This is a genomic window from Stenotrophomonas sp. CC22-02, from assembly GCF_004365115.1.
Classification (GTDB): domain Bacteria; phylum Pseudomonadota; class Gammaproteobacteria; order Xanthomonadales; family Xanthomonadaceae; genus Stenotrophomonas; species Stenotrophomonas forensis.
The window spans coordinates 2253696-2279029 of record NZ_SOCO01000001.1 but is presented as its reverse complement, the minus strand read 5'-3'; the positions used below and the strand labels follow the sequence as shown (position 1 = coordinate 2279029).

Here is a 25334-nt window from a genome sequence, read left to right as displayed (position 1 = left end):
GGGACAGGGTATGAGTGGATTGACCGAACGCGATCTCAGAGTCCTTGGCAGCTACGCCAGAGACGGGAACCGCGAGCTTTACTGGAATTACCTGTCGCAGCTGCCGGGAGCCGATGGCTATGGGACACTGGCACTGGGGGTTGTACGCAATGACAGCCTGCCGGGACGTGTAGCGAACACCTACGCACAGAACTACGCGAAGACCCAGCAGGAGGAGGGATCGCGGTTCTCGAATGCACAGTTGACCGAGCGGCAGTGGGAGTCCTTTGGGCAGACCCTGCTCGAAAGAGATCTTGAATTGCGGCAGCAGTGGATGAACGAGCGCCGCCCAGACCTGGCACTGAATCTTCCCGGCAGGGATGTGATGCTGGCTCACGACCGGGCATTTGAACGGCATGAGCTTGATCCCAATTGCTGGACTCCTCGAGTGCTGCTGCAAGCTGCCTCTGACAAGAGCGGCCCCGCGAAGCTGGAGCAGATCTGGACCAACATGCTCAACAATGACTACGCCGGGGGCCCGCGCGTAGGCAACACCAGCGTCGATGCCATCAGCCAGATGGGATGGGCGAAGGGCGGGCAGTATCTGAACCGGTTGAGCGTGCTGGAAGCCACCCAGGCACTGGAGGGCCGCTCGGCGGTCGATCCGAACGTCATCGGTGGAAACAGCTATTACGCGATGTACTTCGAAGCGGACAGGAAGTGGGCCAGTGTCAGTGCAGGTGGCGGTCACATGTCGCTGCGCGGGGTCACTGATCCCGCCCGTATCGCCGAACTCAACGACGCCCGCGAGGTTCGTCTGGAGCGGCAGGAGAAGCGTACCCAGTTCCACCCGGACGACCCGTACCGGACCATTACCCGCAGCCCGCTTACCGCAGCGGTGGATGCCCTGCCGGATCCCGCACAGGCACCGACCCGTCTGGCCGACATTCGTCCCGGCCATCGTGAGTACGCATTGATGCAGCAGGTGCGCGAAGGCGTGGCCGCGATCGATGCCAGCGCAGGACGTACCCACGATGAGAACAGCGAGCGCCTCGTGGCGAGCGTCATGGCATTGGCGCGCCACAACCAGCTCGAACGTGCCGACCATGTGCTGCTGAGCGCCCAGACCGCCGATCACCCGGCCGGCCGCAATGTGTTCGTGGTGCAGGGCGAGTTGAATGATCCGGCGCATCTGCGGGCCTCCATGCCTACGGACAGGGCGGTGCAGACACCGGTCGAGCAGTCGCTGCAGGCGCTGCAGGCCGTCGGTGCGGATCGTGAACAGGCACATGCGCAGCGCCATCAGCAGGAAATCGATGTGCGGGCACGCGACACCCCGGCCATGCGCATGGGCTAGGTTCCGGGCCTGCCGCAGCTCTGCCTCACGCGGTCTTTGCAACTCTGTGCGCCGGCGTTGCTAAGTTCGCTTGGCATCCATCACAGGAACCTGCAATGACCCGGACGTCCACGCGTGCACTGCTCGGCCTCTGCCTGATTCCGGCCGCGGCCTTTGCCCAATCCGACCGCCAGGTAGCCGAGGACATGGTCACCCGCGCGGCCAATGTCTGCCCCGGCCACAGCAGCGAGCGCACCACGCCGACAGTGAAGAAGGTGCCAGTCGGTGCACTGCGCGTCATGCTCGACCGCGGGCTGGTGATGTGCCCGGACCGCCGGCTGGATGCCGCCGCGCCGGCCGTGTTCTACGGGAGGGTGGGCGTGTTCGGCTGGAATCCGGAAGTGCCGGCCGCTGCGACGGTGGTCGTGGCGAAGATCGACCAGATGACCCGCAAGGATGAGTATCCGGTGGAGACATTGGTGTGGGATGCCAAGGGCACCGCGCTTACCCAGCAGACCGTTCCAGCATTCGAGCCGCGGCCGGGTGCAGCGGTGCTGTACAAGGTGCGCTGACTGCCGCGCGGCCCGCTGGATTCACACGTGGGTGGGCGCTCTGGCGTTCGCGCGTGGTGACGGAGCCGTGCCCACCAAGGTGGGCACCTACCATAGCGATGCGACCTGGCATCCGGCAATGCCGCACGATCAGGCGCTGAGCCCGTACCGGAGCACTACTTCGCCGGGGCGTCTGCCGTCTGCGCGGCCACCATGGCCTGCTGCATTTCCTTCAGCGACAGATAACCATCGCCATCAGTATCCAGCCCCGCGAAATACTTCTCGATTTCCGGCACCACAGCGGCTTCCTTCCTGCTGATCTTTCCATCTTTGTCGGCATCCATTTCCTTGAACGCGGCGTCGATGGAGTCGGCCTGCTTGCTGAAGCGAGCCTGCTGGTATTTCGCATACTCGGCCTTGTCGATGCGGCCATCGCCGTTGCTGTCCATGACGGCGAAGCTGGAGTCGATATAGGCCTGCTTCGGGTCGCCGCTGGCGGCGTGGCCGATCAGCGGTGCGGCGCACAGGGTAATGATGAGTAGCGTCTTGTTCATGCGGTCGGTTCCTTCGGAATGCAGGGCAGGTCAGCGGCAGGGATAGCTGTAGCCATCCGAGCCACGGTAGGTGTCGCTGCGGCGGTCGTAGTTGCCGTAACGGTTCATGCAGTAGTCGGCACGTTCGCGGGTCTCGCGCTCGCGCTTGGCCGCGGCAGCGATTACGCCGGCCACCACTGCCGCGCCGACGACGCCCACCACCACCCGCTTGGCCTTGTCGTCATCACGCCGCTCGCGTTCACGTTCGCGTTCGCGGCGCTCCCATTCGTCGCGCTGGCGGTCCTGGTAGCCCCGGTCCCAGCCGGAGCGGTAGCCATCACGGTCCTGTGCATGGGCGTCACCCGCGTAAGGCAGCAGCACCAGCAGCTGCAGTGCGGCGCCCAGCAGCAACGCTGTACGTCCTGTCTTCTGAAACATCGTTCCGCTCCTGTGCGGCTGTGTCGGTGGTGCCAGTACAGCGCGCGGACATTGCGCGAACCTGTAGTCGTTCTTGTGGAATGAGCGTTGTTCAGCGCACCAGCGCCTCCACCGGGTCCAGCTGCGCCGCGCGGCGTGCCGGCAGGAAGCCGAAGCCAATGCCGATCAGGCTGCTGCAGGCAAACGCGGCCAGGATCGAGGTGCTCGAGAACACCAGCGAGAAGCCGATATCAGCCAGTGCCAACACGGCCCCCAGCGCCAGCGCCACGCTGATACCCAGCACGCCACCGAGCAGGCAGACCAGTACCGACTCGATCAGGAACTGCTGCAGGATGTCGCTGCGACGCGCGCCCACCGCCATGCGCACGCCGATCTCGCGGGTACGCTCGGTCACCGACACCAGCATGATGTTCATCACCCCGATGCCGCCTACCACCAGCGCGATGGCGGCGATGGAGCTGATCATCAGCGTGAGGATGCGTGTGGTCTGCTCGATCGACGTGCGGATCTGCGCGTTGTTGCTCATGTAGAAGTCACGCCGCCCGTGCCGGCGCTCCAGCAGCCGGCCGATGGAGGACTCCGCCGCCTGCATGCCCACGGTGTCGGACACGCGCACGGTGATGCTGGACACATGGCTTTGCCCCAGCATGCGCGCCATGGCGGTGGTGTAGGGTACCCAGACCTGCAGCAGCGAGGCATCGCCCACGGCGCCGGCTTCCTTCTTCACCACGCCCACCACCCGCACCGGTACGTTGCCGAGCAGCAGGGTCTGGCCGATCGGGTCTTCCTGTGCGGCGAAGAACCGTGCCCGTGTATTGGCGTCGATCACTACCACCTGCTGGTAGCCGGCGATGGCGGGCTGGCCAAAGAAGCGGCCTTGCCCGAGCTTCAGGCCGTGCACGCGGAAGTACTGTTCGCTCACGCCCTGCATCTGCACGTTGGCCGAGCGGTTGCCGCGCTGGGCAGTGCCACTGCTGGCGACGCCGGGCGTGGCGCTGTCCACGAACGGCTGCCCGGCCAGTGCCGTGCTGTCGCCGGGCGTCAGGGTTTCCACCTGTGCCGCGTGCACATCGCCGAAGCCGGAGCCCGGGTAGACCTCGATGGTGGTGGTACCCAGCGAGGCGATGTTGGACAGGATGGCCTGGCGTGCGCCGGTGCCCAGGGCGACCACCGATACCACCGAGGCGATGCCGATGATGATGCCGAGCATGGTCAGGAAGGTGCGCATGCGGTGCGCGTTCATCGCGCGCAGGGCCATGCGGAAGGCTTCACCGAAGCGGTCGCGCAGCGCCTGCCAGCCGCTGCCTTCGCTGCGCACCTGCAGGGTGGCTGGGTTGCTCGAGGCCGCCGCTGTCGCGGCAGCGGTAGGCCGATCATCGACGATGCGCCCGTCGCGGATCTCGATGATGCGCTGCGCATGCTCGGCCACGGCCATGTCATGGGTGACCAGCACCACGGTGTGGCCTTCGGCATGCAGTTCGCCGAGGATCTTCATCACCTCCTTGCCGGACTGGGTGTCCAGTGCGCCGGTGGGCTCATCGGCGAAGATCACCGCGCCGCCGTTCATCAGTGCGCGCGCGATCGACACGCGCTGCTGCTGCCCGCCGGACAGCTCGCCGGGCAGGTGCTGCATGCGTTCGCCCAGGCCCAGCCGCTGCAACAGCGCCTGCGCACGTGCATGGCGATCGGCGCTGGGTTGGCCGGCATAGATGGCCGGCACTTCCACGTTGCCCAGCGCAGTCAGGTCGGTCAGCAGGTGGTAACGCTGGAAGATGAAGCCGAAGTGCTCGCGGCGCAGCTCGGCCAGTTCGTCCGGCGACATCTGCGCGGTCTCGCGACCGGCAATCTGATACGCGCCGGCCGAGGGCCGGTCCAGGCAGCCCAGGATGTTCATCAGGGTGGATTTGCCCGAGCCGGACTGGCCGACGATGGCCACCAGTTCACCGGCGCGGATATCGAGGTCGATGCCATCGAGCACGACCAGGGTCTGTTCGCCGGCGGCGAATTCGCGGCGGATGCCGCGCACGCGCAGCAGCGGTGCGTCCTTCTCTGCGCCGGTCATGGCTGTGCGGCGGCTGTGGCGGCGGCATCGCCGGCCTGGGCCAGTACCACCTGCTCGCCTTCCTGCAGGCCACTGCGCACTTCCACGTTGATCTGGTCGTCCAGCCCGGTGGTGATGCGCCGCGGGGCAGGGTGGCCGTCCGCGCCGCGTACCTGCACGTTGTAGCTGCCATCGGTGGCGCGCGCACCCAGCGCGGCCGAGGGAATGGTCAGCACGCCCTTGGCACGCCCCAGCACGATGCGCACCTGCGCGGTCATGTAGCTGCGCAGGCGGCCATCGGCGTTGTCCACGTCGAACTGGCCGTTGTAGTACATGGCGGTGCGGCTGGCGCCCGCCGAAGCCCCTGCTTGAGCGAAGGCGGAGGTGTCTTCGTTGGTGATCGACTCCGGTGCCGGCGCGATGTCGCGCAGCGTGCTGCTGTAGCGTCGGCCGCTGTCGCCCAGGATGGTGAAGAACGCCTCCTGTCCCAATGCGGTGTGCACCACGTCGGCCTCGGAGATCTCGGCGTAGACAGTCATCACGTCCTGGTTGCCGAGCATCACGATGGTCGGTGCGCTCTGTACCGCATTGACGGTCTGGCCCTGGCGCGCGACCACGGCCAGCACGGTGCCATCGGTGGGCGCGGTGATGCGGGTGTAGCCCAGGTTCGTCTGCGCCACATCCACATCGGTCTGCCGCTGCACCACCTCGCCATCGAGTGCGGCGATCTGCTCGCGCGTGGCATCGACCTTGGCCTTGGCCGCATCGTAGTCTGCGCGCGCGACCAGTTGCCTTGATACCAGCGCCTGCTGGCGTTGCAGGGTCAGCTGGTACTGGCGCAGATCGGTGGCGAGGGCATCACGGTTCGCGCGGGCGCTGCGCTGGGCGGCCTGCGCGCTCTGCAGCGCATTGCGCTGGGTGCGCGAGTCGATCTCGGCGATGAGGTCACCGGCCTTTACCTTGTCGCCCAGCTTCACATGCAGGGTTTCGATGCGTCCGGAGACCTGCGCGCCCACGCTCACCAGCCGCGAGGGCTTCAGCGTGCCGGTGGCTTCCACCACCTGTTCGATGTTGCCACGGGTGACCGGCGCTACCTCCAGGTGCGGCGGCGGTGCGGGCCGCAGCCAGGCGAACAGGAGCAGCGCGATGCAGAGCAGTGCGGCGGCAGCGATGAGCATGCGGCGACGGTTGCGCGGTACGGCGCTCATCGGCTCAGCATCCAGAAAAGACAGGGCATCGTGGGTCCTCGCGACAGATGGGATGCACGCCGGCGGGCGTGGATGGTCGTCGAGTCTCGATGCGCTGGATTGCGTGAACCTTGCGGTGGTGCTGGCCTATCCGTGCACCGTGCCGAGTGCGAGCAGGGTGACCGCGATGAACTGCAGCACGCTGCCGAGCGCCAGCAGGACGTGGCGCAGGCGTTGCGACACGCGGCGCAGGCTGCAGAGCTGGCACATCGCGCCGGCCAGCAGCCAGGCTGACGTGCTGAGCGGTCTCGGGCCTGTGGCACCGAGGACGATGACCGGCAACGTGACGGCCAGCATCATGCCGGCTGCATGCGCGTGCAGCGCGCGCAGCATCGAAGGAATGGGTCGCCATGCTGCCTCGCGCCACACCGCCAGCATATGCAGCCCCGCATGCAAGGTGACGAACAGCACGATGGCGGCGGCTGTTCCCAGCGCTTGGCGGAATGTTGCAGCCACCAGTGCCATGCCCGGCAACAGCAGGAACAGTGCGCCGGCCAGGCGTATCAGGGCGTCCACCCGCTCCGGTTCGGCGGGCGTCCGCAGCCAGTGCGGCCAGTGCTTCCCTCCACGCCTGCGCCACGTTCGCGTGCGGTGATTCCACGCTGCCGCAGTCAGACTGGACGCACAACCGGGGGGCGGAGTACGCGTGGAAGACGAAGGGGGATGCGCTCCCTGTGTCACATGCAGGCTTCCTGTCAGACCCGGACGCGGCATCATGAGCAATGCCGCGCCTGCAGATGCTGTGCGGCGAACATTGCCGCAACCTTGCGCATCGCCCCCGGTCGCCACGCGTGGACAGCGGGCAGTCAGACCCACAGGCGGGGTGCGCTCAGCGCTCCGGTGGTTGCACGCTGCTGACGCCAGGATGCAGCGGGAACTCGACACGAATCAATGCGCCGCCGCCGGGAGCATCCAGAATCGTGACGCGGCCGCCATGCCGGTCGATCACCTGCCGTACCAGATTCAACCCCAGCCCGGCACCGGTCTGCCGGGGGCGCAGGCGCTGGAAGGGCTCGAACACGCGTTCGCGCTGGTCGAGCGGAATGCCGGGGCCGTCGTCCTCCACTTCCAGGCAGCTGCCCTGCACGCGCACGATGATGTGGCGCCCGCCATGCTCGGCGGCATTCAACACCAGATTGGAAAGCACGCGCTCCACCGCACCGGCCTCGCCCAGTACCGGGAAGTTCGGTTCCACCGCGACGGCGACCGTCTTGTCGGACTGGATCAACAGCGGCGCCAGATCGGCCACGACCCGCTTGGCCACGCGGGCCAGGTTGAGCGAGTCTTTCGGCCCATCTTCCTCCATGCGGTGCAGGTCCAGCAGCTGCTCGGCCAGCGTCGCCAGCCGCGCGACTTCCACGGCCAGGCTGTGCGACGTGGCGTCGTCGGCCGCATCGATCTTGACCCGCAGGATCGCGATCGGCGTACGCAGTTCATGCGCGGCGGCGGCGATGAAGCGGCGCTGCCGTTCGTGCCCTTCGTCCAGGCGGTCCAGCGCTTCGTTCACCGCTGCCACCAAGGGGGCGATCTCTACCGGTACGGCGGTCTCGGTCAGGCGGATGCCGCGGCGGCTGGCGGAAATGTTGCGGGCCTCCTGCGCGATGCGTTCCACACCAGCCAGGGCGCGACGGACGATGATCGGGGTCAGGATGAGGGTTGCCAGGCCCAGCAGCAGGAAGATCGGCAGGGTGATGATGTGTGCGGCCAGCGCCATCTGCCAGGTCAGCGAATCGGTTTCGCCATGGGCCATGATGGTCAGCTTGCCGGCCGGGCCGCTGTGCTGGCGTATCGCCACCGCCAGACCATCGCTGCGGTCGCGTCCGCGCAGGTCGCCATAGGGAATGCCGTCCAGGGCGCCGACCAGCGAGGCATAGGCGGGTGGAACATGGCCGAAGGTCACATGGTGGCCATGTTCATCCTCGGCGATGAACCACGCACCGGGGACGATCTTCAGCAGCTCGGACAGCTCAGGCGTGTGCTCCACATACAGTTCGCCCGTGCTGTCGCGGTGAACGGCCTCTGCGGCCACAGGGGCGAAGGTCTGGATGGCGTAGTAGCCGCCGCTGTCGGCACGCACCAGCACCATCAGCAACGCAAAGAACGCCACCAGCAACGCAAGCAGCTGGTAAATCAGCGTTTTGACGATCAGCGGGCGCTTCAGGGAGGGGCGTCGCGCCATTACTTCGTTTCCCGCATCAGATAGCCGACACCACGGATGGCATGGATTTCCACCCCGGCATCGGCGTCGGCCAGCTTGCGCCGCAGGCGCGAGACGTGCGAGTCGAGCGTGTTGGAATGGATGCCGTCGTCGAAGCCATATACCGCCATTTCAATGGACTCGCGCAGCACGGTGCGGCCGAGGCGGCGGGCGAGGGCGGCCAGCACCCGGATCTCGCGGCGCGGAAGCTCCAGTCGCTGTCCACCCACCGTGGCCTCGCCCGAGGCGGGGTCGAACAGCAGCCGGCCGATGCTCACCGGCTCTACCTGCATGCCGCCCGGCCGGCGCCCGGCTGCCCGGATCCGCGCGAACAGTTCCTCCAGCGCGAAGGGCTTGGCCAGGTAGTCGTCGGCTCCCTCGTCCAGGCCGGTGATGCGGTCCGGCAGCTGTCCCAGCGCGCTGAGCACGATGATCGGTACCCCGGGGTTGTGCCCGCGCAGGACCTGAATCAGGCCCAGCCCGTCACCATCGGGCAGGGTGCGGTCCAGCAGCACCAGATCGTGCGACCCGGAAAGCGCCGCTTCGCGGGCCAGTGCCAGCGTGTTGGCCAGGTCCACCACGTAGCGCTCGCGCTGCAGGGCGGACTTCAGGGTGGCAGCCAGTTCGGCTTCGTCTTCGATCAGCAGGATGTGCATCGGCGGGAATCGGGCGGGAAGGGGCGCAGGGGACTTCGGCAGGCGCCGGCACCGTATTACAGGAACATTGCGTGAACATGGCGTGCCAACGCAGGGCGAACCCCGCAGCGGTGAGGCCCTCTGGCGCAAGGTTGGCGCAATCCGGGCACTCCAGCCTTGGCGCCCGTCTGCTGATCCCCAACCCTGGAGTGCCCATGAAGTTGTACGTTCCGCTGTTGTTCGTTGCCGCGCTGGGCGGCTGTACCACCGCCAGGATGACCGTCACCCCCGATGGCCGCCGTGGCGTGTCCATCGACTGCAGCGGCTCCAGTTCCTGGAGTGGTTGCTACGAGAAGGCCGGGCAGATGTGCCCGGGAGGCTATGTGGTCTTCAGCAAGGATGGCGATGAAGGAAATGCCATCGCGGTGGGCAACAGGAACGGCTTCACCTCCACCCAGATGGCCACCCGCTCGATGCTGGTGTCCTGCTCGCACTGACGCTGGCAGGGGAAGTGGGTCGCCACTTCCCCCGCTGCTCCCTGCAGCATGGCCTCAGAAGGTGTAGGCCGCCTGCACATACACCCGCCGCGGTTCACCCGGGAAGTGCCCGTTGCGTTCGATGAAGCCGCTGGCGGCGTACACCTTGTCGAACAGGTTCTTGACGTTGGCCTGGAACTGCCACTGCTTCCACGTGGTCTTCCAGCTCACATCGAACACGGTGTAGGCCTTCACCGTCTGCCCGTCGAGGCTGACGCGTTCTCCTACATGATCCACGCCGAAGCCAATCGCTGAGTTGATCGAGGGCAGGTCATAGCGCGTCCACAGGCCCACTTTGTTGCGTGGTGCGTTGGCGAAGCGGTCGCCCGAGGCATTGGTGATGCCGCCTGGACCGGCATCCTTCACCCGCGCGTCGTTGTAGGCATAGGTCAGATTCAGCACCCAGCGCTCGGTGATGTCGGCCAGCAGGTCCAGTTCCATGCCGGTGCTGCGCACCAGGCCCAGTGCGGCCAGCTGGTTCACCCCGCCGATCACCTCGCCGGTGGCCTGTACGATGTTGCTGCGGTCGATGCGGTAGGCCGCCATGTTCAAGGTCACGCGGTCGGCCAGCAGGGATTTCAGGCCGACCTCCCACTGCCTGCTGCGCTCGGCATCGAACGGGCCGCCCGCGGCCGGGTTCTGGTTGGCCGCGCTCTGCGGCACGAAGCCACTGGCCACGTTGGCGTATACGTTCAGCCCCTCGCGCACGCTGAAGGTGCTGCCCAGCCGCCAGCTGAGGTCGTTGCCTTCCACGCCGCTGCCACCCAGGCGGTCCTCATCCTTGAAGCCATCCCAGCGCAGCCCGGCCAGCACGTGCCAGCGCGGGCCCAGCGCCAGCTCATCCTGCAGATAGCCGCCGTAGCGCTTGCTGCGCGTGGAGGTGCTGCGCCAGGGCAGGGCGGCCAGGTTGTAGTCATGCCAGGTGCTGGCGCCATAGACCGGGTTGAACAGATCGATGCCGCGCACCGGGCCGGCGCCGCGTGCCAGGTCGGCGCTGTTGGCGGTCTGCGCGGTGAAGTCGGCGTCGAGCTGGTACACATCGGCGCCGAACAACACCTTGTGTTCGATGAGCCCGGTGTTGATCCGCCAGACCGCATTCGCGCTGGCGGTGAACGCCTCGTTGTCGCGGATCTGGTTGCGCAGCTGGCGCGTCATCCACTCGGCCACGCCATCGCGGTCACGGTCGATCAGCCCCATCGGCTCGTGGTACATCTGGTGTTCGTTGTTGCTGAACCAGCGTGCGGCAACGTCCACATCAAGGGTGTCGCGTGGTGCGAAGCGGTACTGCGCCAATGCCACCTTGGCGTGCATGTCGAGGAAGTCGCTGGCCTCGTTGTGGTTCCAGCGGCGGTCGGTCAGGAAGGTCCCGGCATCGTTCACCGGCACACCGCGCAGGCGGTTGCCGCCCAGGTTCTGGGTGATGTCGGTGAACTGCAGCACCAGTTCGCCGGTCTGGCCGACATCGAAGGCCAGCGACGCATCGCCGATCACGCTTTCGCTGTCGGCGTTCCAGCGCACGCCCTGTTCGCTGTCGGCATACAGGCCTGCGCGATAGCGAACGCTGCCGGTGGCATTCAACGGCCCGGTGCCTTCGATCGAGCCCGCACGGAAATCCTTGTCGCCCACCTGCAGCTCGATGCGGCGCTCGGCACGAGCCTTCGGCTTGCGCGTCACATAGTTGATGACGCCGCCGGCATCGCCGCCACCGTACAGCGCACCGGCAGGGCCCTTCAATACCTCCACGCGCTCGATGTTGAACAGCTGCGGTACCGAGAAACCTGCATAGGGATCGCCACGCAGGCCGTCGTACAGCACGTTCTCCTGGCGGAAACCGCGCAGGGTCACGCCGGCATAGCTGAAGAAGCTGATGCCGCTGATGCTGCGGTACAGGTCGGTCACCTGGCGCGCGGCCTGGTCGTCGATCAGCTCGCGCGGGATCACCTGGATCGACTGCGGGACCAGCTCCAGCGGGGTGTCGGTACGAGTACCAACGGCCGCATCGGTGGCGCGGTAGAGGGTCTGCGCACGGCCGCGGACTTCGACCTTGTCCAGGTCCCTGGGGGCGTCTGCCGGGGTCTCGGCGGCCAGTGCGAGGGAGGTCAGGGAAAGGCCCAGCGCAAGGCACAGGGCGCGCGGCAGAGGAGCGGAAAGGGGCATGGGGGCGAGGTGGGGGTGGCTGCAAATGAGAAAGATTAGCATTTGCAATACTTCGTGACCTATCCCCCGAATGCGCTATGGACGCAGGGCCGGGTCTGTATACGGGGTGCCTGCCAGGGCCACCAGCACCCCGGTGGCGCCACGCACGATCAGCTGCAACATGGCCTCGCGCGGGTCTTCACCATGCCGCTGGCCGGCCAGGCCCTTCTCGTAGGCCACCACCATTGACGCCATCAGCATGCCCGCGCCCAGCCTCGCCTCGGCATCGTCGACGGGTCGGCCGGCAGCATCGGCCATCAGCTGCGCGAGGTCGTTTGTCAGTTGCGCCTGCAGCCTGCGCGCGTGCGCGACAAGCACGGGACTGTCGGCTACGGTCGCCCAGAACGCCGCTGCGCCGGCGTTGATCCGCAGCAGCGGATGGCCGCTGTCCAGCAGTTGCCGTACCAGTGACTGGAAGGCGCCCAGCGGGGCCATGTCGTTGCGGGCCAGCATGCCCTCGCGCAGCAAAGCGCGCGCCTCCTCGTCGCGGTCGAAGACCAGGTCTTCCTTGCTGGCGAAGTAGTTGAAGACCGTCTTGCGCGAAACTCCGGCGGCCTCGGCGATCTCGGACATCGACACCGCCTCGAAGCCGCGCCGGATGATCAGCTCGGTTGCGACGTCTGAGATCGCTTGTCGGGTCTCGGCCTTGCGCTGCTCGCGGCGGCCCGGGGATGGGGTCATCGGAGGTTCACTTGTAGAAACGTACACCGAGTGTAACATTATGATCGCCAGAGCGCCGGCCCGGTGCTCACCAGGAAATCCCAATGCTGTACGACGTCGTCATCGCCGGTGCGGGCCCGGTCGGCCTGTTCCTGTCCTGCGAACTGGCCCAGGCGGGCTGTTCGGTGCGGGTGCTGGAACAAGCCGAGTCCGCCGAATCCCCCTTGAAGCGCCTGCCTTTTGGGCTGCGCGGCTTGAACGCCCCCACCCTGGAGGCGTTGGACCGGCGCGGCCTGCTGGATGCGGTTGCTGCGACCCGGGTGCTGAAGCCAGACAAGGGCGTGCCTCCGCCCGGCACGGCGCACTGGCTGGCGCAGCCCCGGCCGTTGGGCGGCCACTTCGCGGGCATTCCGTTCGCACTGGACAACGTGGACAGCGGGCGCTGGAACTGGCGGCTGCCTACGCCGGTCGGCACGCAGATGGCGATCGAGCTGCAGGCGCTGGAAGCCGTGTTGACCGAGCGCGCAGCCGGGCTGGGCGTGCACATCGATCGCGGCTGTGCGGTACAGGAGATGCAGGTGGAGGAGGATCAGGTTGCTGTACAGACGACCGCACACGGCACCGTCCACGGCCGCTGGCTGGTCGGCTGCGATGGCGCCCGCAGCACCGTGCGCAAGCAATCGGGTTTCAGCTTCGAAGGAACCGATCCGGAGTTCACTGGCCATTCCCTGCTTGTCGAACTGGAAGATCCTTCGATGCTCACGCCGGGCCGCCAGTACACCGCGCACGGCATGTGCAATTTCAATCCCCCCGGTGTGCTGGCACTGGCTGATTTCGACGGCGGCGCTGGCCATCGCACGCCGCTTGACCTGCCGTCGGCGCAAGCGCTGCTGCGGCGCGTGTCCGGTCGTAATGCAACGATCACCGCGCTGCATCTGGCCACCACCTGGACCGATGCAGCGCGCCAGGCCAGCGCGTACCGCAACGGTCGCGTGCTGCTGGCCGGTGATGCCGCACACATGCATTCACCGTTGGGTGGGCAGGGGCTGAACCTGGGCATCGGCGATGCAATGAACCTGGGCTGGAAGCTGGCGGCCGTGGTCCGTGGCGATGCCGGCGAGGCCCTGCTGGACAGCTATCAGGCCGAGCGGCATCCGATCGGCGCGAAGGTACTGGACTGGTCGCGTGCGCAGGTTGCGCTGATGCGACCGGGCGCCGGTTCGCGTGCGCTGGCGGCCGTCATTGCCGATCTGGCCGACACCCGCGATGGTGCGACCTATCTGGCCGAGCGGGTCTGGGGCATATCGCAGCAGCTGGCGCTGGACGATGGGCACCCGCTGGTCGGCCGCAGCGTGCCGGACTTCGTGCTGGCCGATGGCCGTCGCACCGGCGAGCTGCTGAGGGCCGGGCAGGGGGCGCTGCTCGTGTTCGATGTTGATTCGCTCTCGTGCGACATCACCGGCGATGGACCGCCGCTCCCTGTCTGCACGGGATCGGTGCCGGATGAGGCGACGGGCCTGGGCGCGGTTCTGGTGCGCCCCGATGGCATCGTCGCCTGGGCCTGCGATGCGGGCGGCGACGCGACCGGATTGGCTCACGCGCTGCAGTTCTGGTTCGGGACGGCGGCCGTCCGCTGACCTGCACGATGGCGGCGCAGCCGATCCGGGCTGCGCCGGCTGCGCTTACAGATCCTTTTTCTTGCCGCTCAGGTCCAGCGGTTTGTCGCTGCCCTTGCGCTCGCTCGACCACACTTCCATGCCCTTGTTGCAGCGGCTCTCACGGGCGGCCACGTCGCGCGGCAGATCCTTCAGATGCGGCGATTCCTGGCAGGCCGGATGCATCGCACTGTCGTCGTAGGTGGCACAACCACCCAGCGGGACCAATGCAAGGACGGTGAGTGAGGTGCGCAGCAGGGGCGGCAGGTTCATGCGGAAGTCTCGGGGTGGTGCCGGAGTGGCCCTGCCATTGCAATCCGTGACCCCGGGCACAGGCAATCGGACTGATCGCACTTGTTATTCTGTAACAATCGCGCGATAGTCCGGCGCCCGGCCCGATCAGGCGATGCAGGCCATCAGCACCACGCACAGGGCCAGCATCAGCACGAACACACGGCGGCTCAGCGCCAGGCACGCCAGGTAGGCGGCCAGGGCCCAGGCGCCCAGCAGCGCGCAGGCCAGCATCCACACCCCGATCACCATCAGTGATCCACTCGCCAGCGCCGACAGCGCAACAGCCTTGAACGCCGCAACGCCCAGCACACTGCCGAGAATCCCTGCCTGCAGGGCAATGGCATCGTGACGGGCAGGGGCGGAAGGGTGTTGCATCGTGATTCCGGTGCGGGGCGACAGCAGGGCGTTGCCTGCACTCTGTCGGAAACCATATCCACGCAGTGTGTTCATTGAGATGCAGTGTCCCTGCGCCGGCTCATCGGTAACGCTTGTTGCCCCCTGAGGTGATGCAGTACTGCCCGCCACGCGGGCCTGTGCAGTTGTAGCGTGCCGAGCAAGGGCAACTGGACGAACCGGATGATGACGGCCGGGGCACCGCTCTGGCAGGGGCAAAGCGCGCTCCGGCTGGTGATGGCGCCCTGTGCATTTCGCTGACGGAGGGAGGAGGGCGCTGCCAGCAACCTGCGCCACGGCATAGCAGGCTTGCAGAAACCCAATGCCCTGAATGGCGGTCCGTGTCGATGTTCGCCCATCCTCGCTCGATCCGGTTGACGATGACGGCCGTGCCGCGGCTGACTGATTCACTGACCGTGCCTTCCGGTTGCAGGCGAACCAGGGCACTGGCCGTGTCCACATAACGAATATCACGCCCGGCCGCCTGCGCTGGTGCCACAGGCAGCAGCAGCGGGATGATGAGCGCCAGTACAAGGCATGCTGTGATCCGGGCGCTGTTCCGAGGCAGAAGGCTCAAGCCTTCCGTTATGGTGATGCGGTCCATGCAGTTCCCTCTGCGTGCAGCGGCGCTGCGTCAGGTGGCGAGTTCAATCGCAGGGGACTATCGGTGACTTCGCACGGACGGGCAACTGCCTGACGCTGGAATTCACCAATTTCCTATACGTCGGCCAGCTTCAGCCGGATCGCAACGCGCCCGGCCGACACGGCGGGCCGGCCCAGGTGCTCAGTCGAACTCACCCTCGACCGATTCCAGTCGTTTCCGGTACGCGGCGCGATGCTGGTACAGGCGCTGGCATTCGCTCGACCGGTAGATGCGGCTTGCCGGTTCGTTGGCGACCGAATCGCACATCCGCGCGATGTGGTTGTTGGCCGCGAGCTCGGTGACGAAGAACACCGCCGTGATGCCGGTGCCCAGCAACACGACGTACAGCAGGCGGCTGAGCCAGCGCGTGCGCTTGCGCTCGAAGTGCTGCTGGAGGGTCAGGTCGAAGCGGATGATGCTGAGCACGATCCAGATGAGGGCGACCAGGAAGCACAGCGTCGGCAGCAGCCCGCGCCAGAGCCCGGCCTCGTACACCGATTCGCTGTAATGGACCGCCGCCCCGGCACCGGCGATGGCAATCGCCAGTGCCCAGTTGCGGCCGAGCGAGAGCAGGTCATCGAGCAGTTTTTCGCGGTTGCCGGTCGGTCCTGCTGCCACGTGGGTTCCTTGTGCCTGCTGCGATAGGGAGCGGACTGCCGCTGATCATGCAGATGGTGGAGCATCGCTGCCACGATGAGAAGCCTGCCTGTTCAGCGGCTGCCTGCACGCGCAGCGATCCAGCGCCTGTAGCGACGGGTCCGGCAGCTGCCCGCCGCCTGTGCCAGCAGCAGCGCCCACAGCGGTGAGACACCGGGCGCGGTGGGGCGGCGCCGGCTCAGCCGGCCCAGCTGGTACTTCACAGCCGCCATGTGTGCGCTGGCCGCCAGCGGCTTGTTGCGCCACCCAATGATGCGCAGCATCGGCACCGCGTCGTGCCCCTGCTGCCAGTGTTTGGGCAGGTCCGGTTCGATCGCCAGCGCGGTGGCGATGCCCACCATCGCAACACCACTGTCCAGCACCTGCTGGGCCACCGCGTGGCGACGGATACCGCCGGTGACCATCAGCGGCATCGTCGCCACTGTGGCGATCTCGCGTGCGAACTCGAGGAAATAGGCTTCGCGTGCGAGGCTGCGTTCATCGCGCGCGGCGCCGGTCATGGCTGGTGCTTCGTAGCTGCCGCCGGACAGTTCGACCAGATCCACACCCAGCGGGGCCAGCATCTCCACCACGGCGCGCGCGTCCTCCGGCGAGAAGCCGCCACGCTGGAAGTCGGCGGAATTGAGCTTCACCGCCACCGCGAACGTGGGCGACACCGCAGCGCGCACCCCTTGCACGATCTCAAGCAACAGGCGCGCGCGGTTCTGCAGGCTGCCACCCCAGCGATCATCGCGGTGGTTGGAGAGCGGCGACAGGAACTGGCTGAGCAGATAGCCGTGTGCGGCGTGGATCTCCACCCCGCTGAAGCCAGCACGCTCGGACAGCTCGGCACTGCGGATGAAGCGGGCGATCACCTCTTCGATGTCGGCCTCGGTCATCGCCCGCGGCGGTGCGAACTGGCTGGACAACGCCCCCATCTGCAGCGGCACCGCTGAAGGCGCGAGCGCCGGTTGGCCGAGCGCGGCCGGCATCTGCCGCCCGGGATGGTTGATCTGCATCCACATCTGCACGCCGCGCGCGCGGGCCGTGTCCGCCCAGGCGATGAAGCGATCAAGGTGGCGATCGTCTTCCAGCACCACACCGCCTGGTCCGGTCATGGCGCGGCCATCGACCATCACATTGCCGGTGATGATCAGCCCGGCACCGCCGTCGGCCCAGCGCTGGTACAACTCCAGCAGCGCGCCCGAGGGCGCGTGGTCGGCGTCGGCCATGTTTTCCTCCATCGCGGCCTTGGCGATGCGGTTGTGGATGACGGCGCCCGAGGGCAGGGCCAGCGGCGAGAACAGGAACATCGGACAGCTCCGGGACAGGGGAATGGCGCTACGCTAACCTTCAAGTTTGGTTGAAGGTCAACCGGTTCCGATGTCGAGGATTCAGGCCCATGAAGATCGGTGAGCTGGCGCGGCGCACGGGCCTGGCCGCGTCGCGTATCCGCTTCTACGAGGATGCCGGGCTGTTGGTGGTGCAGCGCCAGGCCAACGGCTACCGCGATTACCCGGAGCAGGCGGTGCTGCTGCTGGAGCTGATCATCGGCGCGCAGCGCGCAGGCTTCAGCCTGGAAGAGATCCGCGCGCTGCTGCCGCCGGACATGGGCCAGTGGCAGCACGATGCGCTTATCACGATGCTGCGGCGGAAGGTGGCCGATATCGAGGCGCTGCAACTGCGCCTGGCGCAGAGCCGGGCGCACCTGCTGGAATTGATCGAGGATATCCAGGCGCGGCCGGAGGGCATTGATTGCGCGGCCAATTCACGGCGGGTACTGGACCGCGTACAGCGTGGCGAACTGGCACGGCCCACGCTGGCAGCCGGCGATGGTGCGTTGCTGCGACCGGGGCGCCGCCGCCGCACCGGCAGCGACTGACGACCCGGCGCGATGCTCAGTGGTTGCCGGCCACGGCGTGCCTGCGCTTTTTGTCCAGCATCACCGCCACACCCCACAGCAGCAGGCCGCCGAGGGCGGTGGCGGCGCCAACGTAGCCGGTGCTGGCCGGGCTGAAGCCGGCGCTGATCGCCATGCCGCCCAGCCACGGGCCCAGCGCATTGGCGGTGTTGAACGCGGCATGGTTGGAGGCGGCGGCAAGCGTCTGTGCTTCGCCGGCCACGTCCATCAGGCGGGTCTGCAGCACCGCCGCCAGCGCGCCCATGGTGCCGACAGTGATGATCATTGGACCGATCGTCCATACCGACTGCGCCGCCAGCGGATACAACAGCAGCATCACGATCGACCACAGCAGCACCACGGCGGCGGCCTTGAAGTGGAACTTGTCCACCAGCCAGCCACCGGCGATGTTGCCGATGATCGCGCCGATGCCGAACACGCCCACCGCCAGCGGCATCCACGATTCGGCCACGCCGGTGACCTGCACCAGGGTCGGTGCCAGGTAGGTGAACACACAGAACATACCGGCGAAACCGACCGCACCGATCGCCAGCGCCAACCACACCTGGGTGGTGTTGAAGGCGCGCAGTTCGCGCATCGGCGAAGTACGCACCTCGTCCGGATCAGGCAGCAGGAAGCGCGCGATCATCACCACGGTGGCGATGGCCAGCAGGCTGACCAGGGCGAAGGCGGTGCGCCAGCTCAGCTGCTGGCCCAGCCAGGTGGTCAGCGGATTGCCGACCAGGATCGCGATCGACAGGCCCAGCAGCACGCGCGACATCGCCTGGCCGCGCTGGCCGGCGGGGCTGATCGCCGCAGCCACCAGCATCGCCACGCCGAAGTAGGCGCCGTGCGGCAGGCCGGCGACGAAGCGCGCCAGCAGCATCGTGGCGTAGTTCGGCGCCAGCGCGCTGGCCAGGTTGCCGACGGCATAGAAGCCCATCAGCGCCAGCAGCAGCTTGCGACGCGGGAAACTGGCGCCGACGAACGCCAGGATCGGCGCACCGACCACCACACCGATGGCGTAGGCGCTGATCAGATGACCGACCTGGGTTTCAGAAATCGACAGGCCCCGGCTGATCTCCAGCATCAGGCCCATGCTGGCGAACTCGCTGGTGCCGATGGCGAAGCCGCCCAGAGACAGGGCGAGAATGATCAGGGTGCGCTGACGGGGCGTCAGCCGCGCAGCCAGGGAAGAGTTGGGGCTCATGCGGGGGCGCGATAGGGCGGGAAGCCGGGCATTGTACTGCTGCACCGCAGCAGGAGCAGCCACGCTGGGGGTAAATCAGTGTTCGATCGATGGGATTGCGCCACAGCGGTCGTCAGCACGCCGTTGCAGCAGTTGTGCCGCACAAGGGGCGGCGTCCCTGCATGTGACGACGACATGGCAACCGGCATGATGCGCAGCGCAGGGGGCGTGGAGAGCGGGAACAGGGAGGATGTCGATGCAGGAATACAGGCATGTGCTTGAGATACGCGGTCGTTATCAGCTGGTAGCGGTGACCTACGCGCCGGTGTACGCTCCGGGCGATGTGGTCGGCCATGCGGTCGTCGCTGACGATGGGGATCGTCTGACCGACCTTGTATCACTGGCCGAAGCGCGCCAGCTGCTGCTGCAACGGGTGCGTGAAGAGGGCGAAGAGCCCGGGCTGGAGAACGAAAACCACCTGCGGAAGAAGGCGTCACGCTGGCGCCGCCGCTAGGCCGTCGCGCCCTTGTGCGCATCATGGAGGATCCGGGTGTTGCCCAGTAAGAAGTATTCGCTCATCGCCATCATCACGCTGGCGACCCTGCTGCTTGGTTTCGTGTTGTCCGGCTACCTGACCCTGCTGTTGCTGGGCCTGGATACCAAGCTGTTCACCTGGAACACGTATTACCAGTACTACCACGCCATCGGCCAGCCACAGGTCGCACCCTTCGTGGGCAAGATCACCTGGGCCGGCTACCTGGGCTTCGGCGTGCCGTTGCTGATACTGCTGGTGACCGGCCTGGTGCTGCTGTTGAAGAAGGACAGGCGCTCGCTGCACGGCGACGCACGCTTTGCCACCGCGGCGGATCTGTCCAGGCACGGCATGTTCAAGAAGACCGGGCAGAGCATCGTGGTCGGCAGCCACGGCGGCAAGCTGGTGCGGCTGGATGGCCAGCAGTTCGTGATCCTGGCCGCGCCGACCCGTTCGGGCAAGGGCGTGGGCGTAGTCATCCCCAACCTGCTGGAGTACGACGAATCGCTGGTGGTGCTGGACATCAAGCAGGAAAACTTCGACCTGACCAGCGGCTGGCGCGCCAGCCAGGGGCAGGAGATCTACCTGTTCAATCCCTTCGCCGAGGACCGCCGTACGCACCGCTGGAACCCGCTCAGCTACGTCTCCGATGACCCGGCGTTCCGGGTATCGGACCTGATGAGCATCGCCGCGATGCTGTATCCGGACGGGGCCGAAGACCAGAAATTCTGGGTCAGCCAGGCCCGCAACGCGTTCATGGCCTTCACCCTGTATCTGTTCGAGAACTGGGATGACGAGCGCAGCAGCGGCTTCCCGGGGGGCTCGGGGACGCCCACGCTCGGCGCTGTCTACCGGTTGTCATCGGGTGACGGCACCGAACTCAAGAAGTACCTCAAGGCCTTGTCGGAGCGGCCGTTCCTCAGCGCCAACGCGCGTTCGGCGTTCGCCAACATGCTGTCCCAGGCCGATGAGACCTTCGCCTCGATCCTGGGCACCTTCAAGGAGCCGCTCAACCCCTGGATCAATCCGGTGCTGGACAAGGCCACCAGCAGCAATGATTTCCTGTTGACCGACGTTCGCAGGAAGAAGATGACCATCTACATCGGCATCCAGCCGAACAAGCTGGCCGAGAGCCGGCTGATCATCAACCTGTTCTTCAGCCAGTTGATCAACCTCAATACCAAGGAACTGCCCAAGTCCAACCCGGACCTGAAGTACCAGTGCCTGCTGCTGATGGATGAATTCACCTCGATCGGCAAGGTCGAGATCATCGCCTCGGCGGTGTCCTACATGGCCGGCTACAACATCCGACTGCTGCCGATCATCCAGAGCATGTCCCAGCTGGATGCGACCTATGGCCGTGAAGTCTCACGCACGATCATCACCAACCACGCGCTGCAGATCCTGTACGCGCCGCGCGAGCAGCAGGACGCCAACGACTACTCGGACATGCTGGGCTACACCACGGTGCGAAGGAAGAATGTCACCCACGCCCGTGAGAAGACCCACAATTTCACCGAAGAACGGCGCGCGCTGATGCTTCCGCAGGAGCTGAAGGCGATGGGCCCCGACCAGGAAGTGTTCCTCTACGAGGGCATACCGCATCCGGTCAAATGCGACAAGATCCGCTATTACAAGGATCGCTACTTCACTTCGCGACTGCTGCCGAAGGTCGACATCCCGATGCTGAAAGTCTGAATTCACAAATGTAAAGATGTGAATTGCGTTCACATTCATTGACGTGAATTGGTGAGCTCCGTCAAAAAAACAGCACGTTTCGATGGAATTTCAGGATTTCCTGACATGGAATTGACGCGTGGTTGTGCAACCCTGTGTTCGACATCCAGAGATGTGTGTCTGGTGTCAATGTTTTGAAGCAGGGTGGCCAGGAGTTTGTGCCATGGAAACAAGGATGGTTTCGACGTTGGTATGGGTGTGCAGGTGTGTGACGGGACGAGTCCGTCATTCGGCCTGCAACCTGGTTGGCGGCCTTCGGGCTGCAGGGGAGCCGGAGTGGGTGTGCTGCAAGGCAGTGCGTCCCTCCGATTCCGGCGTGCGCCATGCAGCGCCGGACGGCCAGGGAACCAACGTTCGAAACTGCTTTTTCGTACGTCAAAGTGAAGCCCGTATGAATCAGGCGTTTATCGCGAAAATGTCCATCGCCGCAGTCGCGGCGCTGATGGTGGCAGGGTGTGCCACCAAGTCCGCCCCCGATATCGGAGGGCGCTGGAAACCGGTCAACCGCTTCGCTGCGGCGACGACCGAAATTCCCCTGTACTCCAGTTACGTCTACCAGGCGTCGCCGATGGATGGCACGCTCAAGGCCATGCTCGAGCGCTGGGCCAAGGATTCCGGGCGCACGCTGGACTACCGCCTCAGTTCGGATTTCACCCTGTACGGCGCGGTTTCAAGCATCGACACCACCAATGCACAGCAGGCCGTGATCGATCTCACTGCGGCGTACGCGGCGCAGGGCATCTCCGTCTCCATCGTTGGCAACCAGATCGTTGTGCAGAGCGCTGGCGCGACGCCGACCGCGTCGGCGCAGGGCGCTGAGTCCAGCAGCGGTACCTGAGTCCACCTCGAAATCATCGAACGTGCCGCTCCCCGCGCCTGTCGCAGGGGCTCCACGCCCATTGATGTTTCAGTAGTACGGAAGAATCCATGTTCCGCAAGAAGGATCCAGGCAATAGTCCCAAGGTCGAGCAGTCGGTCGCCAAGGCGGTCAGCTACGAGATCACCGTGGCCGACATGGCGCGTCGCAGCGAGCGTCGGGCCTGGTGGGTGGCCACAGGTTCATTGCTGATGTCGCTCGCACTGGCCGGCGGCTACTACTACATGCTGCCGCTGAAGGAGAGAGTGCCATTCCTGGTGATGGCCGATGCCTATACCGGCACGGCGACGGTCGCGCGCTTGACCGGCACGTTCCAGGGCCAGCAGATCACCATGAACGAGGCGGTCAATCGCAGCAACGTCGCCCAGTACGTGCTGGCGCGCGAGTCGTACGACTCGGCCGTGATGGATCTGCGTGACTGGGAGCTGGTGTTCGTGATGTCGTCCGATGAAGTCGGACAGGGCATGCGCCAGCGCTACTCGGGCAACAACCCACAGAATCCCTTCGTGCTGTACGGCCGTGGCAAGGCCATCCGGGTCAAGATCCTCAGCATCACGCCGTTGGGTGCGCAGCCCGACGGCGGCTTCCGTGGCGCGTCGGTGCGCATCCAGCGCAGCCTGCTGGACAAGCGCACGGGTGTCTCGAACTACCTGGACAACCAGCTGGTAACGCTGCGCTTTGACTACAACAAGAACCTGGCGCTGTCGGAACAGGATCGCGTGTTGAACCCGTTGGCCTTCCAGGTCACCGAGTACCGCGTCGACAACGACTATTCGCGGGGCGTACCGGTACCGGATGAAGGGGCCATCCAGGCGCAGGCGCAACAGGCTGCACAGCAGCAGACCGCACAGCAGGCCGCGCAGCAGACCGCGCAGCAGGCACAGGGGTTGTACGACCCGAACAATCCGGCGGCGACCATGATCGACCCCGCCACCGGACAGCCGGTCGCCGCACCGGTCAATGGCCAGGTTCCGGGGCAGCCCGTACCCGGCCAGCCGATGCCGGCACAGCCGGTACAGGGGCAGGCGATGCCCGGGCAGCCGGCCATGAGGCCGGCGCAGAACAATTCCACCGGAACTGCTGATGGAGCAAGCAACCGATGAGTAGTCGAAAGATCAGGGGAAGCGCGCTGGCGCTGCTGTCGATGTTGTCGCTGCTGTTCTCCGCAGCGGCAATGGCGCAGGCGGTGGACCACTACGAGTATGAGAAGGATCGCATCTATCCGGTTCGCACTGGTCTGGGCCTGACCACCCAGATCGAGCTGAGCCCGAACGAGAAGATCCTCGACTACAGCACCGGCTTCAGCAGTGGCTGGGAGCTGACCCGGCGCGAGAACGTGTTCTATCTCAAGCCGAAGAATGTCGATGTCGACACCAACATGATGGTACGCACCGAGACGCATTCGTACATCTTCGAACTGAAGGTGGTGGCCACCGACTGGCGCCAGCTGGAACAGGCCCGCCGTGCCGGCGTGCAGTACAAGATCGCCTTCGTGTATCCGAACGACACCGTATTCGGTGCCGCCCAGGCAGCGGTGGAAGAAGAGGCAAAGCCGCTGCTCAGTACCGAACTGGCCAAGGACCGCCAGTACAACTTCAACTACTCCTATTCGACCCGCAAGGCGAAGAAGATGGGGTGGCTGATCCCGGTCAATGCCTATGACGACGGTCGCTTCACCTATCTGAAGCTGCCGAATTCACCCGAATACAAGACCGGTATCTTCCCGGCGGTGTTCGGTCGTGAAACGGAATACGGTGAGGACTTCGTGGTCAACACCACCGTTGAAGGCAATACGCTGATCGTGCACGGGACCTACCCGTACCTGGTCATCCGCCACGGCGACTTCGTCGTCGGCCTGCGAAGGAACGTGAAGAAATGAGCCAGCAGAACACGCCGGGCAACGACCCCAATCCGTCTCCCTATTCCCAGGGCGCCGCTGGCCAGGAGCCGCCGTCCAATCCCTACTTCAGCAACGCCGGCGAGCAGCAGGGTGCGCCTGATCTGGATGCCGGCGCGCCGCAGCTGCGCTCGGTTGAAGAGCAGCGCCTGAACCGCAAGGCCCTGCTGTTCCTGGGCGGCATTGTGCTGCTGCTGATGGCCATGGGTTTCCTGCTGTTCCGCAAGGGGCAGGACGACGCGGCGGACCAGAAGAAGCCGCATGAACAGGCACGCGCAACGACGCCTCAGCTTCCCACCGTTGCCACATCGCCCGAGCCGACCGCACCGGTCGCCGTTGCCGATCCGATTCCGATGCTGCCGCCCGCGCCGCAGCCGGAGGTGCCGATGCCTGGATTCCCGATGGGTAACGAGGGCAGGGCGGACCATGACCGCGGCCCGACGCTGATGGACCGCCGCATGGGCAGCGGTTCCGGTGTAGGGGGTAGTGATGGCGGCGGGGCAACCAGCAGCCAGGGCGGCTCGGACTACAACCAGGCCATGATCGCAGCGATGCAGCAGGCGGCCAATCCCCAGGCGCAGCAGCAGAAGGTTCGTCGCGGACCGGATGTGGAAGATGTGTCCAGCGCCGCCTTCATCCGCAGCCCGGATGCGCTGCTGGTACGTGGCACCTATCTGCGCTGCGTGCTGGAAACGCGGATCATCACCGACGTGGCGGGCTATACCTCCTGCCTGCTGACCGAGCCGGTGTACTCGATCAATGGCAGGAACCTGCTGCTTCCGAAGGGCTCGAAGATCTACGGTTCCTACGGTGGCGGCCCGATCGGCAAACGCGTGGAGGTGATCTGGGATCGCATCACCACTCCGAACGGAATCGACGTGGCCATGTCCAGCCCGGGTACCGACGGTCTGGGCGGTGCAGGCCATCCGGGGCAGTACAGCGCTCATTGGGGCAGCCGCATCGCTTCGGCGCTGATGATCAGCCTGATTGCCGATGCCTTCAAATATGCCGCGGCCGAGCATGGTCCGGAGACCACGACCGTGGCCAACAACGGCATGACCATCCAGTCGCCCTATGAAAGCGCGACGGCGCGCACGATGGAGCGGCTTGCCAATGAGGCGCTGAGCGAACGCCGTCCGCCGACGGTCACCATCAACCAGGGCACGATGGTCAATGTCTACGTCGCCAAGGACGTTGACTTCACCAACGTGCTGCATCCCCGCCGGTAACCC

25 protein-coding genes are annotated in these 25334 nt (G+C 66.0%); 11 read left to right on the top strand and 14 right to left on the bottom strand.

The features are described from left to right. Positions 1 to 10: 10 nt before the first annotated feature. Both N440_RS10530 and N440_RS10525 read left to right on the top strand, forming a co-directional pair. Complete coding sequence (locus tag N440_RS10530) at positions 11 to 1336, top strand: XVIPCD domain-containing protein (protein WP_133935034.1); 1326 nt, start codon at positions 11 to 13, stop codon at positions 1334 to 1336. A gap of 95 nt (positions 1337 to 1431) precedes the next feature. After that, a complete protein-coding gene (locus tag N440_RS10525) occupies positions 1432 to 1887 on the top strand; it encodes a hypothetical protein (protein WP_133935033.1) in 456 nt (151 codons plus the stop codon). Between the two features lie 155 nt (positions 1888 to 2042). On the opposite strand, the gene N440_RS10520 is transcribed toward N440_RS10525, so the two are convergent. The 7 genes from N440_RS10520 to N440_RS10490 all read right to left on the bottom strand — a co-directional run bounded on the left by N440_RS10520 (position 2043) and on the right by N440_RS10490 (position 8978). After that, positions 2043 to 2420, bottom strand: a complete 378-nt coding sequence (locus N440_RS10520; protein ID WP_133935032.1) for an EF-hand domain-containing protein — start codon at positions 2418 to 2420, stop codon at positions 2043 to 2045. A gap of 30 nt (positions 2421 to 2450) precedes the next feature. Then, entirely contained in the window at positions 2451 to 2837 is a 387-nt protein-coding gene (locus N440_RS10515; protein WP_049458669.1) for a hypothetical protein, read from the bottom strand. Positions 2838 to 2928: 91 nt separating this feature from the next. After that, a complete protein-coding gene (locus N440_RS10510; RefSeq protein ID WP_133935031.1) occupies positions 2929 to 4899 on the bottom strand; it encodes a MacB family efflux pump subunit in 1971 nt (656 codons plus the stop codon). Beyond that, positions 4896 to 6086, bottom strand: a complete 1191-nt coding sequence (locus N440_RS10505) for an efflux RND transporter periplasmic adaptor subunit (protein ID WP_133935030.1) — start codon at positions 6084 to 6086, stop codon at positions 4896 to 4898. The genes N440_RS10510 and N440_RS10505 overlap by 4 nt, the downstream gene beginning before the upstream one ends. A 126-nt stretch (positions 6087 to 6212) precedes the next feature. Further along, complete coding sequence (locus N440_RS10500; protein WP_243831335.1) at positions 6213 to 6641, bottom strand: hypothetical protein; 429 nt, start codon at positions 6639 to 6641, stop codon at positions 6213 to 6215. Positions 6642 to 6954: 313 nt separating this feature from the next. Next, complete coding sequence (locus N440_RS10495) at positions 6955 to 8304, bottom strand: HAMP domain-containing sensor histidine kinase (protein WP_133935029.1); 1350 nt, start codon at positions 8302 to 8304, stop codon at positions 6955 to 6957. After that, entirely contained in the window at positions 8304 to 8978 is a 675-nt protein-coding gene (locus tag N440_RS10490) for a response regulator transcription factor (protein WP_133935028.1), read from the bottom strand. The genes N440_RS10495 and N440_RS10490 overlap by 1 nt, the downstream gene beginning before the upstream one ends. A gap of 194 nt (positions 8979 to 9172) precedes the next feature. Between N440_RS10490 and N440_RS10485 the strand changes: the two genes are divergently transcribed. Further along, the gene (locus tag N440_RS10485) at positions 9173 to 9454 is read left to right on the top strand and encodes a hypothetical protein (RefSeq protein ID WP_053450161.1); all 282 of its coding nucleotides are present in this window, start codon (positions 9173 to 9175) and stop codon (positions 9452 to 9454) included. Between the two features lie 54 nt (positions 9455 to 9508). Here the strand turns inward: N440_RS10485 and N440_RS10480 are convergent, their stop codons facing one another. Both N440_RS10480 and N440_RS10475 read right to left on the bottom strand, forming a co-directional pair. Continuing rightward, positions 9509 to 11650: a TonB-dependent receptor gene (locus N440_RS10480; RefSeq protein WP_133935027.1), complete on the bottom strand. Its 2142-nt coding sequence runs from the start codon at positions 11648 to 11650 to the stop codon at positions 9509 to 9511. 75 nt (positions 11651 to 11725) lie between these two features. Further along, on the bottom strand, positions 11726 to 12370 hold the full coding sequence (locus N440_RS10475) for a TetR/AcrR family transcriptional regulator (RefSeq protein WP_133935026.1): 645 nt from the start codon (positions 12368 to 12370) through the stop codon (positions 11726 to 11728). Between the two features lie 83 nt (positions 12371 to 12453). Between N440_RS10475 and N440_RS10470 the strand changes: the two genes are divergently transcribed. Then, positions 12454 to 13986, top strand: coding sequence for an FAD-dependent monooxygenase (locus N440_RS10470; protein WP_133935025.1), 1533 nt, complete (start codon positions 12454 to 12456; stop codon positions 13984 to 13986). Positions 13987 to 14031: 45 nt separating this feature from the next. Here the strand turns inward: N440_RS10470 and N440_RS10465 are convergent, their stop codons facing one another. The 4 genes from N440_RS10465 to N440_RS10450 form a co-directional block, all read right to left on the bottom strand. Next, positions 14032 to 14277: a hypothetical protein gene (locus N440_RS10465; RefSeq protein ID WP_133935024.1), complete on the bottom strand. Its 246-nt coding sequence runs from the start codon at positions 14275 to 14277 to the stop codon at positions 14032 to 14034. Positions 14278 to 14403: 126 nt separating this feature from the next. Next, the gene (locus N440_RS10460; RefSeq protein WP_133935023.1) at positions 14404 to 14673 is read right to left on the bottom strand and encodes a hypothetical protein; all 270 of its coding nucleotides are present in this window, start codon (positions 14671 to 14673) and stop codon (positions 14404 to 14406) included. A gap of 802 nt (positions 14674 to 15475) precedes the next feature. Then, complete coding sequence (locus tag N440_RS10455; RefSeq protein ID WP_133935022.1) at positions 15476 to 15952, bottom strand: hypothetical protein; 477 nt, start codon at positions 15950 to 15952, stop codon at positions 15476 to 15478. Positions 15953 to 16044: 92 nt separating this feature from the next. Further along, positions 16045 to 17283 (bottom strand): NADH:flavin oxidoreductase/NADH oxidase family protein, encoded by a 1239-nt coding sequence (locus N440_RS10450; protein WP_133935021.1) that lies wholly within the window; start codon positions 17281 to 17283, stop codon positions 16045 to 16047. A gap of 89 nt (positions 17284 to 17372) precedes the next feature. On the opposite strand from N440_RS10450, the gene N440_RS10445 reads away from it, so the two are divergent. Further along, on the top strand, positions 17373 to 17852 hold the full coding sequence (locus tag N440_RS10445; protein ID WP_133935020.1) for a MerR family transcriptional regulator: 480 nt from the start codon (positions 17373 to 17375) through the stop codon (positions 17850 to 17852). Between the two features lie 16 nt (positions 17853 to 17868). On the opposite strand, the gene N440_RS10440 is transcribed toward N440_RS10445, so the two are convergent. Beyond that, positions 17869 to 19080 (bottom strand): MFS transporter, encoded by a 1212-nt coding sequence (locus N440_RS10440; protein WP_133935019.1) that lies wholly within the window; start codon positions 19078 to 19080, stop codon positions 17869 to 17871. A gap of 235 nt (positions 19081 to 19315) precedes the next feature. Between N440_RS10440 and N440_RS10435 the strand changes: the two genes are divergently transcribed. The 6 genes from N440_RS10435 to N440_RS10410 all read left to right on the top strand — a co-directional run bounded on the left by N440_RS10435 (position 19316) and on the right by N440_RS10410 (position 25331). Then, positions 19316 to 19573: a hypothetical protein gene (locus tag N440_RS10435; RefSeq protein WP_049458778.1), complete on the top strand. Its 258-nt coding sequence runs from the start codon at positions 19316 to 19318 to the stop codon at positions 19571 to 19573. A gap of 36 nt (positions 19574 to 19609) precedes the next feature. After that, positions 19610 to 21289: a type IV secretory system conjugative DNA transfer family protein gene (locus tag N440_RS10430; protein WP_133935018.1), complete on the top strand. Its 1680-nt coding sequence runs from the start codon at positions 19610 to 19612 to the stop codon at positions 21287 to 21289. 430 nt (positions 21290 to 21719) lie between these two features. After that, complete coding sequence (locus N440_RS10425; RefSeq protein ID WP_049458644.1) at positions 21720 to 22166, top strand: hypothetical protein; 447 nt, start codon at positions 21720 to 21722, stop codon at positions 22164 to 22166. An 89-nt stretch (positions 22167 to 22255) separates the two neighbouring features. After that, positions 22256 to 23308 (top strand): type IV secretion system protein, encoded by a 1053-nt coding sequence (locus N440_RS10420; protein ID WP_049458642.1) that lies wholly within the window; start codon positions 22256 to 22258, stop codon positions 23306 to 23308. Then, on the top strand, positions 23305 to 24084 hold the full coding sequence (locus N440_RS10415) for a TrbG/VirB9 family P-type conjugative transfer protein (RefSeq protein WP_133935017.1): 780 nt from the start codon (positions 23305 to 23307) through the stop codon (positions 24082 to 24084). The genes N440_RS10420 and N440_RS10415 overlap by 4 nt, the downstream gene beginning before the upstream one ends. Further along, positions 24081 to 25331, top strand: coding sequence for a TrbI/VirB10 family protein (locus tag N440_RS10410; RefSeq protein ID WP_133935016.1), 1251 nt, complete (start codon positions 24081 to 24083; stop codon positions 25329 to 25331). The genes N440_RS10415 and N440_RS10410 overlap by 4 nt, the downstream gene beginning before the upstream one ends. Positions 25332 to 25334 lie beyond the last annotated feature (3 nt).

What these genes read in the sequence shown, in the direction of transcription:
- N440_RS10435 (WP_049458778.1), top strand. Translation starts at nt 19,316, where the DNA reads ATGCAGGAATACAGGCATGTGCTTGAGATACGCGGTCGTTATCAGCTG.
- N440_RS10520 (WP_133935032.1), bottom strand. Translation starts at nt 2,420, where the DNA reads ATGAACAAGACGCTACTCATCATTACCCTGTGCGCCGCACCGCTGATC.
- N440_RS10515 (WP_049458669.1), bottom strand. Translation starts at nt 2,837, where the DNA reads ATGTTTCAGAAGACAGGACGTACAGCGTTGCTGCTGGGCGCCGCACTG.
- N440_RS10490 (WP_133935028.1), bottom strand. Translation starts at nt 8,978, where the DNA reads ATGCACATCCTGCTGATCGAAGACGAAGCCGAACTGGCTGCCACCCTG.
- N440_RS10485 (WP_053450161.1), top strand. Translation starts at nt 9,173, where the DNA reads ATGAAGTTGTACGTTCCGCTGTTGTTCGTTGCCGCGCTGGGCGGCTGT.
- N440_RS10445 (WP_133935020.1), top strand. Translation starts at nt 17,373, where the DNA reads ATGAAGATCGGTGAGCTGGCGCGGCGCACGGGCCTGGCCGCGTCGCGT.
- N440_RS10415 (WP_133935017.1), top strand. Translation starts at nt 23,305, where the DNA reads ATGAGTAGTCGAAAGATCAGGGGAAGCGCGCTGGCGCTGCTGTCGATG.
- N440_RS10530 (WP_133935034.1), top strand. Translation starts at nt 11, where the DNA reads ATGAGTGGATTGACCGAACGCGATCTCAGAGTCCTTGGCAGCTACGCC.
- N440_RS10440 (WP_133935019.1), bottom strand. Translation starts at nt 19,080, where the DNA reads ATGAGCCCCAACTCTTCCCTGGCTGCGCGGCTGACGCCCCGTCAGCGC.
- N440_RS10510 (WP_133935031.1), bottom strand. Translation starts at nt 4,899, where the DNA reads ATGACCGGCGCAGAGAAGGACGCACCGCTGCTGCGCGTGCGCGGCATC.
- N440_RS10495 (WP_133935029.1), bottom strand. Translation starts at nt 8,304, where the DNA reads ATGGCGCGACGCCCCTCCCTGAAGCGCCCGCTGATCGTCAAAACGCTG.
- N440_RS10460 (WP_133935023.1), bottom strand. Translation starts at nt 14,673, where the DNA reads ATGCAACACCCTTCCGCCCCTGCCCGTCACGATGCCATTGCCCTGCAG.
- N440_RS10525 (WP_133935033.1), top strand. Translation starts at nt 1,432, where the DNA reads ATGACCCGGACGTCCACGCGTGCACTGCTCGGCCTCTGCCTGATTCCG.
- N440_RS10450 (WP_133935021.1), bottom strand. Translation starts at nt 17,283, where the DNA reads ATGTTCCTGTTCTCGCCGCTGGCCCTGCCCTCGGGCGCCGTCATCCAC.
- N440_RS10420 (WP_049458642.1), top strand. Translation starts at nt 22,256, where the DNA reads ATGTTCCGCAAGAAGGATCCAGGCAATAGTCCCAAGGTCGAGCAGTCG.
- N440_RS10465 (WP_133935024.1), bottom strand. Translation starts at nt 14,277, where the DNA reads ATGAACCTGCCGCCCCTGCTGCGCACCTCACTCACCGTCCTTGCATTG.
- N440_RS10480 (WP_133935027.1), bottom strand. Translation starts at nt 11,650, where the DNA reads ATGCCCCTTTCCGCTCCTCTGCCGCGCGCCCTGTGCCTTGCGCTGGGC.
- N440_RS10425 (WP_049458644.1), top strand. Translation starts at nt 21,720, where the DNA reads ATGAATCAGGCGTTTATCGCGAAAATGTCCATCGCCGCAGTCGCGGCG.
- N440_RS10470 (WP_133935025.1), top strand. Translation starts at nt 12,454, where the DNA reads ATGCTGTACGACGTCGTCATCGCCGGTGCGGGCCCGGTCGGCCTGTTC.
- N440_RS10475 (WP_133935026.1), bottom strand. Translation starts at nt 12,370, where the DNA reads ATGACCCCATCCCCGGGCCGCCGCGAGCAGCGCAAGGCCGAGACCCGA.
- N440_RS10505 (WP_133935030.1), bottom strand. Translation starts at nt 6,086, where the DNA reads ATGAGCGCCGTACCGCGCAACCGTCGCCGCATGCTCATCGCTGCCGCC.
- N440_RS10410 (WP_133935016.1), top strand. Translation starts at nt 24,081, where the DNA reads ATGAGCCAGCAGAACACGCCGGGCAACGACCCCAATCCGTCTCCCTAT.